General features: G+C 33.7%; 24 protein-coding genes. All 24 read left to right on the top strand.

Annotated elements, in window-relative coordinates:
- Nucleotides 1–80: 80 nt before the first annotated feature.
- The 24 genes from NV377_RS04975 (at nt 81) to NV377_RS04860 (ending at nt 18,155) form a co-directional block, all read left to right on the top strand.
- On the top strand, nt 81–524 hold the full coding sequence (locus NV377_RS04975) for a GNAT family N-acetyltransferase (RefSeq protein ID WP_258200049.1): 444 nt from the start codon (nt 81–83) through the stop codon (nt 522–524).
- A gap of 67 nt (nt 525–591) precedes the next feature.
- A complete protein-coding gene (locus NV377_RS04970; RefSeq protein ID WP_258200048.1) occupies nt 592–1,122 on the top strand; it encodes a DinB family protein in 531 nt (176 codons plus the stop codon).
- 586 nt (nt 1,123–1,708) lie between these two features.
- Nucleotides 1,709–2,515 (top strand): phosphodiester glycosidase family protein, encoded by an 807-nt coding sequence (locus tag NV377_RS04965; protein ID WP_258200047.1) that lies wholly within the window; start codon nt 1,709–1,711, stop codon nt 2,513–2,515.
- Nucleotides 2,516–2,675: 160 nt separating this feature from the next.
- Complete coding sequence (locus NV377_RS04960) at nt 2,676–3,467, top strand: lipid II flippase Amj family protein (protein WP_258200046.1); 792 nt, start codon at nt 2,676–2,678, stop codon at nt 3,465–3,467.
- Nucleotides 3,468–3,480: 13 nt separating this feature from the next.
- Nucleotides 3,481–3,639: a hypothetical protein gene (locus NV377_RS04955; protein WP_258200045.1), complete on the top strand. Its 159-nt coding sequence runs from the start codon at nt 3,481–3,483 to the stop codon at nt 3,637–3,639.
- Nucleotides 3,640–3,810: 171 nt separating this feature from the next.
- The gene (locus tag NV377_RS04950; RefSeq protein WP_258200044.1) at nt 3,811–4,494 is read left to right on the top strand and encodes a hypothetical protein; all 684 of its coding nucleotides are present in this window, start codon (nt 3,811–3,813) and stop codon (nt 4,492–4,494) included.
- 454 nt (nt 4,495–4,948) lie between these two features.
- Complete coding sequence (locus tag NV377_RS04945) at nt 4,949–5,389, top strand: GNAT family N-acetyltransferase (RefSeq protein ID WP_258200043.1); 441 nt, start codon at nt 4,949–4,951, stop codon at nt 5,387–5,389.
- 176 nt (nt 5,390–5,565) lie between these two features.
- Entirely contained in the window at nt 5,566–6,306 is a 741-nt protein-coding gene (locus tag NV377_RS04940) for a class I SAM-dependent methyltransferase (RefSeq protein ID WP_258200042.1), read from the top strand.
- Nucleotides 6,307–6,370: 64 nt separating this feature from the next.
- Nucleotides 6,371–7,924, top strand: coding sequence for a cellulase family glycosylhydrolase (locus NV377_RS04935; RefSeq protein ID WP_258200041.1), 1,554 nt, complete (start codon nt 6,371–6,373; stop codon nt 7,922–7,924).
- A 148-nt stretch (nt 7,925–8,072) separates the two neighbouring features.
- Nucleotides 8,073–8,726, top strand: a complete 654-nt coding sequence (locus NV377_RS04930) for a zinc dependent phospholipase C family protein (RefSeq protein ID WP_258200040.1) — start codon at nt 8,073–8,075, stop codon at nt 8,724–8,726.
- 103 nt (nt 8,727–8,829) lie between these two features.
- Nucleotides 8,830–9,339, top strand: a complete 510-nt coding sequence (locus NV377_RS04925) for a DinB family protein (protein WP_258200039.1) — start codon at nt 8,830–8,832, stop codon at nt 9,337–9,339.
- Between the two features lie 90 nt (nt 9,340–9,429).
- Nucleotides 9,430–9,891 (top strand): NUDIX domain-containing protein, encoded by a 462-nt coding sequence (locus tag NV377_RS04920; protein WP_258200038.1) that lies wholly within the window; start codon nt 9,430–9,432, stop codon nt 9,889–9,891.
- A gap of 278 nt (nt 9,892–10,169) precedes the next feature.
- Nucleotides 10,170–10,772 (top strand): GNAT family N-acetyltransferase, encoded by a 603-nt coding sequence (locus NV377_RS04915; protein ID WP_258200037.1) that lies wholly within the window; start codon nt 10,170–10,172, stop codon nt 10,770–10,772.
- A gap of 157 nt (nt 10,773–10,929) precedes the next feature.
- On the top strand, nt 10,930–11,433 hold the full coding sequence (locus NV377_RS04910; RefSeq protein ID WP_258200036.1) for a DinB family protein: 504 nt from the start codon (nt 10,930–10,932) through the stop codon (nt 11,431–11,433).
- Nucleotides 11,434–11,601: 168 nt separating this feature from the next.
- A complete protein-coding gene (locus NV377_RS04905) occupies nt 11,602–12,075 on the top strand; it encodes a hypothetical protein (protein WP_258200035.1) in 474 nt (157 codons plus the stop codon).
- 114 nt (nt 12,076–12,189) lie between these two features.
- Nucleotides 12,190–13,170, top strand: coding sequence for an aldo/keto reductase (locus tag NV377_RS04900; RefSeq protein ID WP_258200034.1), 981 nt, complete (start codon nt 12,190–12,192; stop codon nt 13,168–13,170).
- A gap of 66 nt (nt 13,171–13,236) precedes the next feature.
- Nucleotides 13,237–13,617 (top strand): MerR family transcriptional regulator, encoded by a 381-nt coding sequence (locus NV377_RS04895; protein ID WP_258200033.1) that lies wholly within the window; start codon nt 13,237–13,239, stop codon nt 13,615–13,617.
- 198 nt (nt 13,618–13,815) lie between these two features.
- Nucleotides 13,816–14,364, top strand: a complete 549-nt coding sequence (locus tag NV377_RS04890; protein ID WP_258200032.1) for a GNAT family N-acetyltransferase — start codon at nt 13,816–13,818, stop codon at nt 14,362–14,364.
- 210 nt (nt 14,365–14,574) lie between these two features.
- A complete protein-coding gene (locus tag NV377_RS04885) occupies nt 14,575–15,198 on the top strand; it encodes a hypothetical protein (protein WP_258200031.1) in 624 nt (207 codons plus the stop codon).
- Between the two features lie 4 nt (nt 15,199–15,202).
- A complete protein-coding gene (locus NV377_RS04880; RefSeq protein WP_258200030.1) occupies nt 15,203–15,613 on the top strand; it encodes a GNAT family N-acetyltransferase in 411 nt (136 codons plus the stop codon).
- 122 nt (nt 15,614–15,735) lie between these two features.
- Complete coding sequence (locus tag NV377_RS04875) at nt 15,736–16,539, top strand: aminoglycoside phosphotransferase family protein (protein ID WP_258200029.1); 804 nt, start codon at nt 15,736–15,738, stop codon at nt 16,537–16,539.
- A 9-nt stretch (nt 16,540–16,548) separates the two neighbouring features.
- On the top strand, nt 16,549–17,070 hold the full coding sequence (locus tag NV377_RS04870; protein ID WP_258200028.1) for a DinB family protein: 522 nt from the start codon (nt 16,549–16,551) through the stop codon (nt 17,068–17,070).
- A 168-nt stretch (nt 17,071–17,238) separates the two neighbouring features.
- Nucleotides 17,239–17,538, top strand: coding sequence for an antibiotic biosynthesis monooxygenase family protein (locus NV377_RS04865; RefSeq protein WP_258200027.1), 300 nt, complete (start codon nt 17,239–17,241; stop codon nt 17,536–17,538).
- Between the two features lie 29 nt (nt 17,539–17,567).
- Nucleotides 17,568–18,155 carry an HD domain-containing protein gene (locus NV377_RS04860; RefSeq protein WP_258200026.1) on the top strand — a complete coding sequence of 196 codons (588 nt, stop codon included), beginning with the start codon at nt 17,568–17,570 and terminating at the stop codon, nt 18,153–18,155.
- Nucleotides 18,156–18,279 lie beyond the last annotated feature (124 nt).

Genomic DNA, 18,279 nt, shown 5'->3' with positions numbered 1-18,279 from the left:
AGTATTATATGTAATATAACGCCAGAATAATGACCTCTGATGTTATAAGAGATAAAATAAGAAAATAATGGGGTATAGCCATGGTTGATATATTTATAGAGAATATGAAGATAACAGAAGAATCCAATCAAAGTGAATATAATGAGATTTGTAATAACTTATATCAGTTTAACGTAAACGCAACGAATGAATTATTAAGTAAGCCTGGTAAAGATATTAATTTGTATTTAAGAGATGAATCTGGAAAAGCAATCGGTGGTTTGTTTTGTGAAACATGGTTATATGGATTGTATCTTGATGTTTTTTGGATAGATGAGAATTACAGACATAAAGGATATGGAATATTAATGCTAACTGAAGCTGAAAGACAAGGGAAAAAACTAGGATGTACATTCGCACATACTTGTACTTTCTCATACCAGTCATTAGATTTTTATGTTAATGCGGGATATGAAATATTCGGTATAAATGATGAATATCCAGATGGAATAAAACAATATTTTTTGAAGAAGAAATTCAAATGACCTTGGTACTTTTACAACTTTGTATACATGAACGTGAACGGAAATCATGTCAGTAGGTAAAACTAGGATGTTATACGATTTACAAGGTGAACCCAATATGACACCTATTGTAGGGATTTTGTATTCCACTGTAAAAGAAAATAGTCAACGACTACAATTAATCACTAACGACATGACCCAAGAAGAAGTTGATTACAAGGGACCTAATCACGAGTTTAATAGTACAGCACAGTTATTAAGACATATTATGTACGTTGACCTGAATTGGGTTTATAGAATTAGGGATATACCACTTTCACAGTTACTAATATCACAGTATGGCCCCATGATAGATGCAAATAATAGACTGCCTATGATCGAAGGAAAGTCTTTGAACACACTGATGTCTGAATATGAAATTGTATTAATAACGTTGAAAAATGCATGTACACAATTAATTGATGATGATCTTGGTAAAATTGTAACTTTTGGACATGGGAACGAAAAGCAGGCAACTATTCGCTGGGGATTATGGCATATGGCTGATCATAGTCGCTATCATCAAGCGCATATTAATCAGCTTAGAAAGTGGTATCAAGAAAACTCACTATCCAAATAAAGATCTTAAAAAAGGAGTACCATCTTGAACAAAGATATATTTGACACTCAGATTGTTTTGAGAATAAAGTTGTAAAAATTATACCTTTTGATATTAAAATGGCTAAAGAGTTAAACATAATTATTGGAGATTATGAGAAATGGCGAACGTAGAGATGACGTTTATTTTAGTATCATTAAATCAGAATGGGATGAAATAAAGAGACAATACTTCTCTGCAATGGAAAATACATAATGTATGACATCCATCCATTTTCAAGACCATTTGCATCATCATATTCAGGGATCGACATATGACTTGAAGATTATTAGTACGAAGAATTTTTGAATATTCTTTCCAAGGTGGATCAAAAGAAGAGTGTTTTAGATTCTCTAAAAGCTTATCAAAATGAGGATGGTGGTTTTGGGAATGCATTAGAGCCAGGGAAACCTTTAGATTAGAGTGGAGAGCTTATAAAACACTAAATAGCATAAGAATACTTCATTCATATATCAAATGGAATTGAGATGGAATGGACAGCAAGTACTTTTATTATCAAAGAAAGATATCCCGATCTTAGACTCACACATAGTAGGAGGAAGTAAGAATGGATTTGACAGGGAAAGAGAATGAAAGATTCGTAGTAACAAGACGTTATTTTCTGATTTACTTATGTGCTTTCATTCTAATTATTGGGATTATTACCGTCTGGTTCTTAAGTAAAGGTGACTCTTCAGAGGGTAGTAAGTACACTCAAATAACTGCTGACAACGGGGTTGTTCTTAATGTCCTACAGACGGAACCGAGTAGCATATCCCTTACTAGTATCAATGACAACGTCGTGCAATCTGGAATCAACGGTATCAATGGTGGATTCTTTTGGGACGATAGCTTGTTAAGTATAGCGGTTATGGATGGTATGCCCACAAACGGAAATCCTAATGATTACGGCTCAGGCTGGTTTAACGCCAAATACGCACGAGGAACCATCGTGTACGATCGAGTCACGAAGGTGATAAATGTGCAACGAGCTGCAAGTGTCGACGAATTGCAAATGACAGACGAGTCGAAGTTCTGGGCTCAGGGCGGAATCAGTATGAATTTGAAAGACGACAGCAATTGGTATAACGTTGCAGTCCAAGAAGAAGCGATTCCATTCCCCGACGAAGATCGGCTTCGCAGTGGAATGGCCTACGATAGTTCTGGAGAGATTTACCTGATCGTAACTTCTAACAAATGTACGATTGAGCAATTTCGCACTGCAATTAAGGAGAATATTGCTATAGGCAAATTAGATGAGGCTATATTTCTAGATGGAGATGGTTCCTCACAACTACTAGCAGGTAAAGTTCAACTGAAAGGCGACGATCGAACGGTAGTGCAGATGATTGCGGTTAAGGAGGATACGCATTAGAACTAATTTAAAAGAAGATCAAAAAGGACATTATCAGCTTAATTTTCTTAATTCCTTCTAAACCCCACGAGATAAACCCATCTGATGAAAGTAAATTGAAGGTGAGTTTATCTTTTACAAATATATTTTCTTAAATTAGTTATCTCAGGAGAGTAAATACATGGTTAATTATCTGATAGCAATATTTATCTTTACTATGGTCATACATACTGCAGAAACATTATCCTACTCTTTAAGATATGCTGGAGTCAAAATCAATAAAATTGCAGTAGCGCTATCTTTAACAGGAATAATAGTACTTATTTCAAGAACTGCTAATTTAATTCAAGCGCCATTAACAGCCAAGATTATTGATTATGCTAAAACTAACTTATCTTTTAATGTAATAGATTACCTAAGAATTATATTACTTGCCTCTACGATAGGGACGTTAATAGCGATTATTCTTTTCCCTACTTTTGTTAATGTCTGGTCTAGAGTGATTTCTAAGTTGGAGATAGCGGGTTCATTACCTAGATTAATAACAAGCGTTACAATAGCGCAGTTAAAGAATGTAGGTTCTTATGTTAGAAAACCATCTGTTCGATTGTATAACTATAGATATTTAGGGATTTCAAAAAGATTTATTATATTGAACATTGTAGTTACGGCTATCTATACAGTAGGGGTATTATCAGCATTATATGCTGCTTTCTTAGTGCCAGAATTAAGCACAACAGCATCTCAATCCTCAGGATTAATTAATGGAATAGCCACGATTTTATTAACAATATTTATAGACCCACAAATTGGTCTGTTAACGGATAAAGCAACAAACAATGAACAATATAGAGACCAACTTGGCCGAATATATAATGTCTTAATGTTATCTCGATTAGTAGGTACATTACTTGCACAAGTCATTTTAATACCCGCTTCTTATTTCATAGTTTTCATAATAAAACTCATTTAGAGGAGGAAACATTATGGCATCCGCTTCAATTTTTGGTATTATACCGATCCTATTCATGCTTGTATTAGGAGGGTTAGGCATTTATTGCCTTATATTATTTATTCAACTTGCACAAAGAGGAATTACGGCATTAGATATCTACATTAATGAGAAGAGAAATAGAAACTATTAATTATATCGCCAAATTATTTACAATCAATAACGTACAAACTTCGAAATGATATATCAACATAGAAACCCACCTGATGAAAGCTTAAGTAAGTATCAGGTGGGTTTTCGTCGTTAGTTTTCTGATCTTCTCAAGGAATAATCGAAATAAATAATGTTAGAGGAGAGTTCGAATATGAAAAACAGAATTTTGATAACAATGATCATTATTATGATAACTTCTTCTGGATGTACTACTTCTAGGATTGAACTACATCAAGAAGTAATGAACAATAATGAAAGTATTGTAGAGGTAGCACCTCAAGGGTTTAGTCCTTCAGATATTAATAATTTAGTGGAAGAAGTCGACTCAGAAGTAAACCATGTTTCAGCAACATCTTCTGATGGAATCTATCGTATAGAAACATTTGGAGTGAATAAAGAAATTACTGCGGGAGGTTTATATCCAGTCGAAGGTATTCGATTGGTAGATACGGCTTCTGAGCAAGTGCAATGGTTGAATACACCTGGTTACTATAATAACTCATTCCTTTGGTCAGCTGATGACCGATATGTAGCGGTAAATTTTGAATCAAGGATATCCGGTGGAACATACATTCTAGACACGCAAAACATGACTGAAATCGCTCTTCCATATGTGGAACAATTGCAACAAAATTGGGTCACTGATACTACTATAAATGAAGCACGTTCTGACCCTTATTTCTTTGTCGTTGAATGGTTGAATAGTTCCCAAGTGAGTGTTTCCTTTCAATGGACTGGTTTAGAAGACAAGCTTTACAGCGGGACTTATTCATATGATGTAGTAGAGGGTAAACTGCTCGATCTCAAAATGGATGAGTTTGATAATAATAACTAAACTCAAAAAGATCATCAATAATAATTACATTAGAAGAAACAATTGGAGTATAATTTGCGTCTAACAAATTAAGGGAATTTAAGTTTTTTATAAATCGAGGTGAGATTACATTAAGAATTTAACAAAAGCACTTAATATTCTATTTTATCTCTTGCTAATAATTAGTGTATTAACAATAATATTTAGTTTTTATGCAAATGAAGTACTGAACTCAATGCAACTTGGCTTGTACATGCAATATTCAGGAATGTTATTATTTTCATTACTGATTTTATTCATAATTAGATCAAAAATAACAACTAAAAGAGAAGATAAAGGTAAAATCTGAAATAACAACTTGAGAGGAGTGATGTGAAATGAACACTAAAAACACAGTTACAATAATTGTGAGGTCAAGCAATACGTAGAGAGTCTGAATTACAGATTTCTCTACTACTATGGGAGGAATCAGAATTTGATAACTTTAAGAACAATTACTAAATTAAACTGGGAAGAATGTATTCACTTAAAGACTAAACAAGAACAACAGAGCTTCATTACATCGAATCTATACTCAATTGCAGAGGCACAGTTTATACCTGGCTTTTCAACTAAATCTATTTATTTTGAAGAAATACTTGTTGGATTTTCAATGTACGGAATAGATCCTGATGACGGGAATTATTGGATCTACAGATTAATGATTGATGAACGATATCAAGGACTTGGATATGGTAAGAGGGCCATGCAATTGATCATTAATGATATCTCGAATAAAGAAGATCGAACAGATGTAATATGGCTAGGTTATAAACCTAATAATGAAGACGCAAAGAAGTTTTATAAGAAGGTAGGTTTTCAAGAAGTAGGATTAGCTCCTTGGGGGGAGCTTATAGCGAAGTATAGTTTTGCTTAAGATTCCGATCTGTCCATGAACATCATTCCACACTTATAAGAATATACACTAACATAGAAACCCACCTGTAAAAGCGAGAGTAAAGTTGCAGGTGGGTTTTCGTTGTAAACCTTTGAAAGATATCAGAAATCAATTCTAATAATTCAGATTTGTAAAATAAAGAGGGGGAAACTAAATTGAATGCACAAAGTGAAAAGAATAAAAAGGCATGGGAATATCGCGCATATGAATTTTGGCATAAAAGAGATGGTACACCTATGGAGAAAGCAAGACAAATATTAAAAGATCCTAGAGCAAGTCTTAAAAAACATAAACATTATTTTGAACATGTAAAAGGACGAAAAGTAGCCAATCTATGTGGATCAAATGGAAGGAAAGCTGTTCCTTTAGCATTATTAGGTGCAGAAGTAACTGTATTCGATATCTCAGAGGAAAATAAAAAATATGCTTTAGAATTAGCCGACTGTGCTCAAACCACCATAGACTATATCGTTACGGACATTTATGATATTGATCTTAATAAATATAAAGGTTATTTTGATATTTTGTATTTGGAAGGAGGAATATTGCATTATTTTAGTGATATCGATAAATTTATGTCTGTTCTCTATGAACTATTAAGTAATGGGGGAACTATCATTTTAAGTGATTTTCATCCTTTAAGAAAATGCCTGACAAGTCAAGGTGAGATTGGTTATTTTGATACGGAAATAAAAAGTGGAGATGTGGCATACAAGAGTTTTTTTGATGAAGAGGAACAACAAGATTTTCCTGATGTCGTTGTTAGATCCTATACTTTGAGCGAGATAATAAATTCAATTCTTTCACAAGGATTTCTACTGAAGAAGTTTGATGAACATCGTGGATGGAAGGGTGAGAATATTCCATGGGAATTTACTATTCTTGCAGAAAAATAATATATAGGTTAGAGGTGCTTATATCTTGATTCTTGTAATAAAAAGAAGATCATGGGTGTTTATAATGTTAGCTATGTTATTGATAACTAGTGCTTGCAGCGAAAAAAGTGTCGACAAAGGAAATATGATCGATTCTACCACTGTAGTACAGCCTACTGCTACAAACAATGACATGTCATTTCCTATAGCAATCGTCGATCCGCAAGATCTGGAAGATCTACACTATTCAAAGGATATGCGTAATATTTCAGCTATGGATTTAGTTAAAGATATGAAGATCGGTTGGAATTTGGGCAATACACTCGATTCATTCGGTGGCGAAACAAGATGGGGAAATCCCACAACGACAAAGGAAATGATTGATGAGATTAAGAACGCTGGATTTCAATCCGTTCGAATACCTATAACATGGGATGACAATATAGGGAATGAACCAGATTACATAATTAATGCTGGATATTTAGATCGAGCTGAAGAGATCGTACAATATGTGTTATCTAATGATATGTATGCGATTATTAATATCCATCATCACTATGGTTGGGAAGCTGTTAATGTAGAAAACAAAGCTGCTGCAACAGATCAACTTAAGAAGATGTGGCAGCAAATTGCTGAGCACTTTAAAGAATATGGGGACTTCCTTATTTTCGAAGCAATGAATGAACCACGTAATGGAGATGATTGGAACGGAAATGCTGAGGCTTATGAGATAGTCAATGGATATAATGCGGCAGCACTTGAAACGATCAGAGCTACAGGTGGGAATAATGAGCAACGACTTGTCATGCTTCCGACGTATGCTGCTTCTGCCAATTATGACGCTCTAGTAGCTTTTACTATTCCAGATGATAAAAACATTGCAATCTCCATACATTCCTATTCTCCATTCGAATTTAGTATGGAAATTACAAGAGAAAGTGAAAGAGAATGGGGGAGCGATCAAGACAAGAAAAGCACAAGTAATTTGTTTGAGTTGCTTGAGACTATGTTCCTTAGTAAAGGCACTCCTGTTGTTCTTGGTGAGTTTGCTTCTACTAACAAGGAGAATTTAGACGCTAGGGTTACTCACGCTTCTTATTTTGTAAAGTCCGCTAAGCAAAAAGGTATTCCAACTTTTTGGTGGGATAACGGCTACTCTGATGCATTTGGTACAGATGCCATGGCATTATTCAATAGAAGAACATTGACCTGGATTTATCCTGAAATTATGGAGGCAATGGTGAACGTATACAATGGTAAAGATCCCGCCTTTGATGAAGTGAGTGACTCAGATTCTACAATTTTATTCGAAGGTGAAAAGTCTTCAAATGGTGAGTGGGGGCAAGCAGTTACTTTATCTCCAAGAATTGATTTTATGCCTTATGATCTATCAAAAGACATTATAATTGCTGTCGAATATGAAGGTGTAAATGTACCTGAACTAATCTTACAAAGCTGGTCAGGTGGGGAACCTTGGGCAAAGGTTGCTCCAGCGGAAGAAGTTGATCGAATAGCTTATTTTAAATTTGATGATATGGCTTTAGCCTATAAAGATGAAACATTCAGTAACCTTAACGCTTTGCTAATTGGAGATACGGGTGCTGCATTAAAAGTTTTCAAAGTATATTTCGTAAATTAGTGTAAGACAAATAGAAAGGAAGGAATATGGCGAATTGTATGTTCTATAATGTAATTACTAGAAAATACTAGAAAAATACGAACTATAGAATATAATGGAATTAACCGCGAAGAAAAGATATAGAAATTATAGAATGGAGATAGGAATTATGGGTTCAAGAATAATGCACTTGGTTATTGCTAATCGAATTTCAGAGTGTCTAGAGTTAGAAGATAGAACATCATTTTTACTTGGTAGCATTGCTCCAGATGCTGTTTCACCTAAAGACTTATCTCATTTCTTTGAAGGTAGATCACGAGATTATTCAAGATTCATTAATTATAATAGATTTTTAGATAATTACAGCTCGTATAGAGAGAGTCATTATATACTGGGATACTACACACATTTGATTGCTGATGATATATGGTTAAAAGGTTTTTTTCTATCTTGGTTGAGAAACAGAATGGATGCAGATAAAGATTTAATAAATTTATATCATAATGATTTCCGATTACTGAATGGGAAATTACTAGAATACTATGGTTATACAGATCAATTGAAAAGAATGCTCAGTGAACGTCCTGCTATCTTGGATATAGAAGAGGTTAAGTCCACAGATGTTGAACAATTCATACCCTATGTATTTGGAGATATAGCGTACAATAAGGAAGATATAAATGAAAATCTTAATGTCTTTACTTTAAATCAGATAATCGGGTATATAGAAACATCCGTTGAGTTGGGGTTGTTGAAACTAAAGCCTATCATTTCAGCTCTAGAATATACCAATAATTTCAAGGAAATTGGAGGAGTGAAATAGATGGGTTGGAGAGATGCAATTCATAATTTCACCACCAATCCCTGATAATCTTGGTTTCTTAATATTAAGTCTTTTTCAAAAGATAAGAGGGGATGACTAGTCTATGTCAAATGAAATAAAAGAACTGATTACACTATTCGAAGAGTTGATTACTTTTTCCAACCGCTTAAAGGGAATGAGTAATGAAACATGGAACTCAAGCATTGAAAAAGGTAAATGGACAATAAAAGATATTATCTGTCATATTATGCTTTGGGACAAGTATTTTTACGAAGAAGCAATAAATAAGATTGCTTCGGATGAAAAGATTACTGTTAAACATTTAAACTATGATGAATTTAATAGCAATGCAATGGAATATGCAAGAGGAATCACAACAGACAAACTAATTGAGCAGCTAGTTTATTATCGTAAAAGTATTCTTAATGAGATTTCAGCAATATCAGAAGAAGTAGTGGCTCAAAATTATATAGATGGAGATGGTAGTATATTTAACATTCCACAGTACTTAAAGGATTTTATATGGCATGATCAACATCACCTGAAACCATTAAAGGAGTATTTAGAAAAAACAGCAGATTGTGAAGGGAATATTAGATCACTTCAAAGCTAACTATAAACCTGATCGGAATTAAATGTGCTATAAGAATATAGATTCAGCCTTCACTGTTAGAATTGGATATGATTAAGGAGGATTTAACTCATGAATATTAATGACTTAAAGAGTGGTAATAAAGAATTACCTTTAATTTTAGTTAGACCCACACTTATTATCTATAATTCACATGGAGAACTATTACTTGTAAAACATAATGATAATTTTTGGGGTCTACCTGGGGGATTATTAGAACCTGGAGAATCAATAGAAAATGCAATCCGAAGAGAAGTAATGGAGGAACTTGAAATTAGTGTAGAAAAACTAATTGAATTCAAAACTTTTTCTGATAGTCGATTTTATATTACTTCTGAAACAGGACAAAAAACACATTACGTTGCTGTAACTTATATTACAAATCATTTTACAGGTATTATAAGGCCTGATGAGTTTGAAGTACTAGAATATAGATACTTCAAACCTAAGGAATTACCCGAAAACACTATTGAGATGATTAGAATCATTCTTAATGAGTTTATTGAATCTGAACAATATAAATCCATCTTATAGTTAACTTTATGAGTCGTTGAATGCCAAAACAGACTAAATCGAATATTATTGAATTAAGCTAAGCAACGACAGACGCCCACCTTAGATAACTGCTATCTAAGGTGGGCGTCTGTCGTGAAATTTTAAGTATCTTGAACATTTCTACGCAGATATTTTCATTAAATTAGAAGTGGGAGGTCTAAACATGACAGTACTCAACATACAACTCAGTGATAATTCCTTAGTTGGGAATTTTTCTATAGACAATATTCGAAGTAATGTATAGTGAGGAATTAATTATGTTTAAATTCACTGGATTAGAAGGAAAGCAGGTAGCATTGAAAGCATTAGAGAAGGAACACTCCATTCCTTTATTTGAATGTTCAAGAGACCCTGAAATATGGACCAACTATCCAACTAAGATTAATACGATAGAAGATATGGATAGCTTTATTGAGAAAGCAATAGAAGCTCGTGAACGTGGAGATCAATTTCCTTATGTTGTATTTGATAAAGAGCGGGATGAAATTGTAGGAACAACTCGTTTTCTTAGAATATCAGAAGAAAATAACAATCTTAATATCGGCTCAACTTGGTATTCCTCTAAAGTATGGAGAACGAGAGTAAATACTGAAACTAAATATCTAATGCTTAAGTATGGATTTGAAAGTTTAAACACGAATAGGATTGAAATCATAACTACAATAGAAAACAAAAAATCGCAAAGGGCAATTGAGAGACTAGGCGCAATTAAAGAAGGGATTCTGCGTCGGAAATATAACAATATGGATTATGTAATATACAGTATTATTGAATCTGAATGGAAAGATATAAAAACTAGGCTTGAAGGATTTCTCTCAGAGGGTAGTTACGAAACATCCAATGGTAAAAAACATAAATGAGAGTGATAATGTACTCAATACAGAAATTGAAACATTGGCAAGCTGATACTGTACCTAAATTGATTTAATTGCAGAAGATATCAACTTATGCGGTGTTTATGAATATAAGTTCATTGTATAAGATAATCTTAAATACAAAATGAGAGGGAGTTTTACCATGGAACTTCACAATATTATTCTGAAATTACAAGAAACAAGAGATGTATTGCTAGGTATTCTTGATGGATTGAATTCAGATCAACTAAACAAAAAAAAAGACTCTAGCAGTTGGAGTATCGGACAGGTATGTCAACATCTAATTAAGACAGAAGAGTTATATATTATAGCTATAAGAAGAGGATTGAAAAGTAAGGATGACTCAATTATTGGAAATAAACCACTTGAATTTCTGCTAGATAGAACGAAGAAGCTAGAAGCTCCTGACATCGCTAAACCTACTGATGAGATTGTAGAATATGGAGAAATCATTGATGCTTTAAATAAATCTAGAGAGAAGTTACACGACATATTAAACACATTAGAAGACCCATCTATTCTGAACAAAAGACAATTTACACATCCGGTCTTCAAAGAAATGTTATTAATTGAATGGGTTAGATCTCTCGAATTACATGAACAAAGACATATCAAGCAAATTATTGAAATTAAAGATACTCTATAATTATTTGTCAGGTAATCTAGGTTGGAGAAATAATCACAACACACTGTATTCGAGTAATGAATAGTTTGCAGTTATTCATAGAGTGGGGGGATAATAATAAAGACTACAAAGAGAATTATTATCGCTGTATTAATATTTCAATTATTTGCTGTGTTCGCTCCAATCCATGTGTTAGCTTGTAATTGTTTTTATCCAGAAGATGCAATCGAAGCATTAGAAAAGTCAGATGCTGTTTTCACTGGAAGGGTAAAAGGTATCAAAAAAACTACGATAGACAATGAATCATACAATGCTGTATTGATTGAAGTTAATGAGATATGGAAAGGGATACATACAACACAAATTATTGTGTATACTACTTGGTCGAGTTGCCAGTTTGATTTTCAACAGGAAGAAGATTATTTACTTTATTCCTATAACCATGAAGGTAATTACTATGTAATGAATTGTGGGCGGTCAACAACTTTAGCTAGTGCTGAGTCAGATCTTAAGCAATTAGGGCAGGGATTAGAACCATATATCAATGTTAGTCTAACTATTGAATTTTACAAGTGGAGATTGATTACTGGATTTATTATCCTTATGGTTGTCGGACTTTCAATTATGTACATAGGACGTCGATACAAATCAAAGAAAATGTAGCCCCTTTATTATTAATAAATTACTTTATAGCCTAATTGCTTGACTTGGAGTTAACTCCAAGAGTTAAACTTTAGAGAATAACTACAATTTCTTATAGAATGTGAGGGAAAACATATGGAATATATGAAACTTGGAAATACTGGATTAGATGTATCTCGACTTTGTCTTGGGTGTATGGGCTTTGGAGTAGCCGAACGATGGGTTCACCCATGGGTAATTAATGAAGAGCAAAGTCGCCCTATTATTAAGAAGGCACTAGATCTTGGAATCAATTTCTTTGATACCGCAAATGTGTATTCAGATGGAACAAGCGAAGAAATCGTTGGACGCGCGCTAAAGGATTATGCTAATCGCGATGAGATCGTACTTGCGACAAAAGTTCATTTCCGTATGCATGAAGGACCAAACGGTGCAGGTCTTTCTCGTAAAGCTATTATGAGTGAAATTGATAAAAGTTTGATGAGACTCGGAACCGATTATGTTGACCTTTATCAAATTCATCGATGGGATTATAATACTCCTATAGAAGAAACAATGGAAGCACTGCATGATGTCGTGAAGGCTGGTAAGGCAAGATATATTGGTGCTTCTGCGATGTATGCTTGGCAGTTTTTAAAGGCATTACATGTAGCTGACAAAAATGGTTGGACGAAGTTTGTATCGATGCAGAATCATTTAAACCTCATCTATCGAGAAGAGGAGCGAGAAATGATGCCACTTTGTAGAGAAGAGAAAATTGGTGTGATTCCATATAGTCCGCTTGCATCAGGTAGATTGACACGGGATTGGTCAGAAACAACACATAGATCTGAAACGGATCAAGTCCAGAAGTCTAAGTATGATGCGACTGCCAACGGGGATCGGTTAATTGTGGAGCGGGTTGCGGCAATTGCAGAAAAACGTGGCGTTCCTCGCGCACAAATTGCACTTGCTTGGTTGTTACAAAATACACCAGTAACTTCTCCTATTATAGGTGCAACAAAAACGAATCATCTCGAGGATGCTGTTGCAGCGTTATCCATTACGTTAACAGCTGAAGAAGTTGCGTCAATGGAAGAGCCTTATGTTCCACATCCGGTAGTTGGTGCACTATAATAGAAAAAATCGGTAATCCATTACGATTTCTGGTGTTTTTTATCTAATGTAAGGAAGTGAATTTTGATGTTAATAGCTGAAGTAAGCAAAAAATATGATTTATCTCCTGATACTCTTCGCTATTATGAAAAAATCGGACTAATTCCGGCGGTGAACCGTAATAGCAAAGGAATTAGAGATTATACGGATGATGACTGTCGCTGGGTAGATTTTATTAAATGTATGCGAAGTAGTGGTCTGCCAGTAGCGACGTTAATTGAATATGTCAGACTGTATCAACAAGGTGATGAAACAATAGCTACGAGGAAAAACCTCTTAGTTGAGCAACGAAATCAGCTTGCTTTAAAAATGGAAGAGATGAAAAAAGTATTTGAACGGTTGGATGGCAAAATTGATAGGTATGAACAGACTATATTGGAAAAAGAAAAAGAATTAGTCAAAATGTAAAACTAATTTTAGAGACTTACTTTAGAATTAGATATGAGATTTATCTTATGTCTGAAATAACTGCTCGTTAGTATAGAAGCCCACTTTAGATAATAGTAATCTAAGGTGGGCTTTTATGTGAATTTAATGAAATCGGTGTGAAAAATGAACCTGCGAATTGATGTTAGTTCAAATGAACTTAAACTGAGGAGGAAAATTATGAGGTTTCAAGTACTTGAATCAGATAGGCTAGTTCTCAGACAACTGACTATTAATGATGCTCCAGATTTATTCGCATATTTAGCAAAAGATGAAGTAACTCAGTTTTATGACATCAATAACTTAACCAGAATAGAAGAAGCAGAGACAATAATTAAGTATTGGAATGATAAGTTCCATACTTTTGAAGTTATCAGATGGGGTATAACACTTAAGAATGAAGATCGTATTGTCGGAACATGTGGATTTCATAAATGGATAAAGAATCATCACAAAGCAGAGATCGGATGCGAACTATCACCAGATCACTGGAAGCATGGATATATGACCGAAGCGTTGTCATTAATAATAGACTATGGATTTAAGGAACTTGAATTAAATCGAATGGAAGCATTACATCATTCCGAGAATAAAAATACAAGAAAGATATTAGATAAGTTTAAGTTTCAAGAAGAAGGAATATTACACGAATATTTTTATAAAAATCAAGAGTATATTGATGTAGTAATCCATTCATTGTTGAAGAAAAATTGGAATAATCAAAACTAGAAAAAGTCAAAACCCTGAAATAATTCACGTTGTTTGTTATAATTGACTGTAGAACCACACTCCAAATAACCCTCACCTTATTAAATTTTCAATTTCTTCTTTATTAAACATCACGATCTAAACCTTTCTAAAGTCAAGTCACCTAGAATATTAAACAAATCAAAAAGATAATTAAAAATTTCAAATTAATTATTATTGTAGGAGGTAGATATGCCAATAAGAACTAGACGCCTATTGCTATGTACTGTAATACTTGCTGCTGTGATAATTACCATTTCACAATTACCTTCGTACAAAGAAAACCCATTACAAGATACACCAGTCAACAAAAATATTATAAGTACCAATAGTTTTGTTGTGAATTCTGATTCTACTGAATTGAATACATCAGCTAAGGGAACGGTTTTTGTTAGTGGTGAAGAGGATAAAGTTGAACAAATACGTATTGTAGCGATAATTGAGATTGACCCAGAAGATTGGGGTGGTGTAGCAGTTAATATCCCTCAGAAGTGGAAAATTGCCAATATAATTAGCAGCTATCCTGAAAACGAAACACAATTAGAACGTGAACAGTTTATATCCACATGGACAACTACTGATAAGGAAAAACAGCAATGGGGTTCGATAATAGAAGTTGGAAGAGAACGAAGTTATAAACCCAATGCTGGTGGAAAAGGAACTATTGTCATTGATATCGTTCCTGATGGAGATTCCGACCAAACTGGAATAATCAATTTCGTTGTTGAAGTTGGATCTTCTTACAAAGGAACCTACAAGATTATGGGCACTCATTTTATTGAAATTCCAATCTTATTATCAAGTAATGGAGGATAGTCCTATGAATGTGAGATTTAATGATTATTTGATCAGTTCAGATAAAGCATTATTAAACAAAGAAAGAATACATAAGTTTTTATCAGCATCTTATTGGGCTAATAAAAGATCAACTGAAACAATTAATAAATCAATAGAAACATCCTATTGTTACGGAGTATATCATGAGAGCATTCAGATTGGTTTTGCAAGGGTTATAACGGATTGGGCTACATTTTATTATCTATGTGATGTAGTGATTGATGAAGAATATAGAGGAAGAGGAATAGGCAAGAAATTAATTGAAACGATTACTCAGGCGGAAGAGTACAAAGATTTACTTGGAGTATTAGGAACAGCAGATGCACATGGGCTATATGAACAATTTGGATTTAATAAAAATGCAGATCGATTTATGGTAAGAAGACCACTGTAAATATTCGAAATATATTGCACCGTCTGAAGATAGTAATCCACCATCTAATCACTTCACTGTAGCTAGTTTTAAAAGTAATATTTCCCAAATGATACATAATACTTTTTGAGGAGTTGATATTGTTGGAAATTATCGGTCAAGGTAGAACTGCTGAAATATATGATGCGCATGAAAATAAAGTACTAAAACTATATAGAAAGGAATTCCCTCATCAAGCTATTAACGAAGAATTTTTAAATAGTAAATTTGTTTATGCACTTGGCATAAACACGCCAAAACCTTTTGAAATGACTGAAATAGATGATAGACAGGGGATAATTTTTCAACGTATCTCTGGATTAACTTTACTGAATATTATGACACGGAATCCTTTGCGAATTAAGTACTATTCTCAAAAATTAGCTACTCTCCATTATCAATTACATTCCTATGAAGCGAATGAATTAAGAAGGAAACAAAGAGATGTAATCATGAATAATGTAAACATGGCTCCTATCTTAACTGAAGAGGAAAAGAAAAAGATTATTAATTACCTCGAAGGATTACCTGAAGATAATAAGCTTTGTCATGGTGACTTTCATCCAGATAACATCTTAATTGATAAGAATAATGCTTGGATCATTGATTGGATGACAGGAATGGTTGGTAATCCATCCGCGGATATTGCAAGATCTGTGATTTTGTTGACCTACGGAACAATGCACGAAGGAACCCCGAAATTAATAACTACCATTGTTAAATTCATAAGAAAGCGAATTAACAATGAATATGTAAAGCACTATTTAAAGCATTCTGGTAAAGATTACATTGACATAGATAAGTGGGTATTACCTATGGCTGCAGCAAGACTAGTAGAATGGATACCCCAAACTGAAAAGAATGAATTAGTATTAGAGATTAGAAGACGATTGAATTCAATATTATAGGAGGCCTTTATGATACAAAAACCATATGAGAATGAATATTTACCGTTAGCAAAGAAATATATTGATTTATTTACTGAAGAAGATGTAATTACAGTTCTTGAAAGACAAAAAGAGTTGACCTCACAGCTAATAAGTTCATTAACCGAAGAACAAGGTACATATAGATATGAACAGAATAAATGGAGTATTAAAGAAGTAATCGGTCATATTTCAGATGTTGAAAGATTATGGAATTATCGAATATTGAGAATTGCGAGAGGAGATGTTGGAGAGTTATCTGGCTATGATAGAGATCGTTTTGTAGAATATTCAGGTCATCATAATATTGGTATAGTTAACGTATTAAACGACTATAAAGCTGTACGAGATTCAAGTTTATCATTGATAAACAATCTTCCGGATGATGCTTTTGTAAGATTAGGCATGTTCAATAATCATGATTTATCTGTTCGTGCATGCATTTACATAATTGCGGGACACGAACTACATCATATGAATCTTATTAAAACAAAATATTTATCCTCCTATTGAAGAAGAAATAGTTAGATTTACGTAAGTGGTGCTTCCTTGTCGCAGACAATATAACCAATAGTGACATCAATAACGTTTGGTTGATTCGAGGATTAAATATTGATTTATGGTGTTCAAAAATTCAAACAAAGAAAGCTAAAGTGATCACTACAAGAGGGGGACGCAATCATGATACTAGAAGTAGCTGTATTACATATTAAACCTGAATTAAGTGATAGTTTTGAATCGACTTTCAAGAAAGCCTCAAAAATTATTGCTAGCATGGAAGGTTACATTGAACATCAATTACAAAAATGTCTTGAACAAGCGAACAAGTATATTTTATTAGTTCGATGGGAGACGCTTGAGGCTCATGAGATAGGATTCAGAGGATCAGAACAATATCAAGAATGGAAATCATTATTACACCATTACTACAGTCCATTCCCTGTTGTAGAGCACTATAGAGAGATATCATTGAATGACTAGTATTCTACTACAATATAAGGAGCTGCTAAATGGAAACTTTATTGAAGGAACAAATGAATTTCTTAATAGAAATAGATAAACTCAAAACAATTGAGAGAAAGACAAAGATCATGCATGGTTCAAGATTAGAGAACGACGCTGAACATTCTTGGCATCTCGCAATGATGGCGTTAATTTTACAGAACAATGCAAATAACAAAATTGATTTACTTAAAGTAATCAAAATGATCTTAATACATGATTTAGTAGAAATAGATGCAGGTGATACTTTTGCCTACGATAGTATTGGGCAGGTTGATAAGTATGATCGAGAAGTTCAAGCAGCCAAAAGGCTATTCGGTATGTTACCAGCGGAACAAGCGAAAGAACTAATGGATCTATGGATTGAATTTGAAAATAAGGAGACAGAAGAGGCGAAATTCGCTTCATCACTGGATCGCTTGCAACCTTTAATTCACAATCATAATAATAATGGTGATACTTGGCAGAAATACAATATCACTAGTGAACAGGTTTTCAAGCGCAATAAAGAGATTGCTAATGGCTCTAATGAGTTATGGGAATATGCACAATCGATTATTAATAATTCGGTAGAGCAAGGAATACTATCTCAATAACATGATTTAACTAAGAAGCGCATTAACTACTTTCGCCAGAAACATAGAATAGAATACTTATAAAGCATGCACAAAAACGAAGAAGTCCACTTAAGATAATAATTATCTGAGGTGGGCTTTGTTC

The organism is Paenibacillus endoradicis, assembly GCF_024721975.1.
The sequence above is the reverse complement of the archived record's forward strand: the minus strand, read 5'-3'. Positions and strand labels throughout refer to the sequence as shown.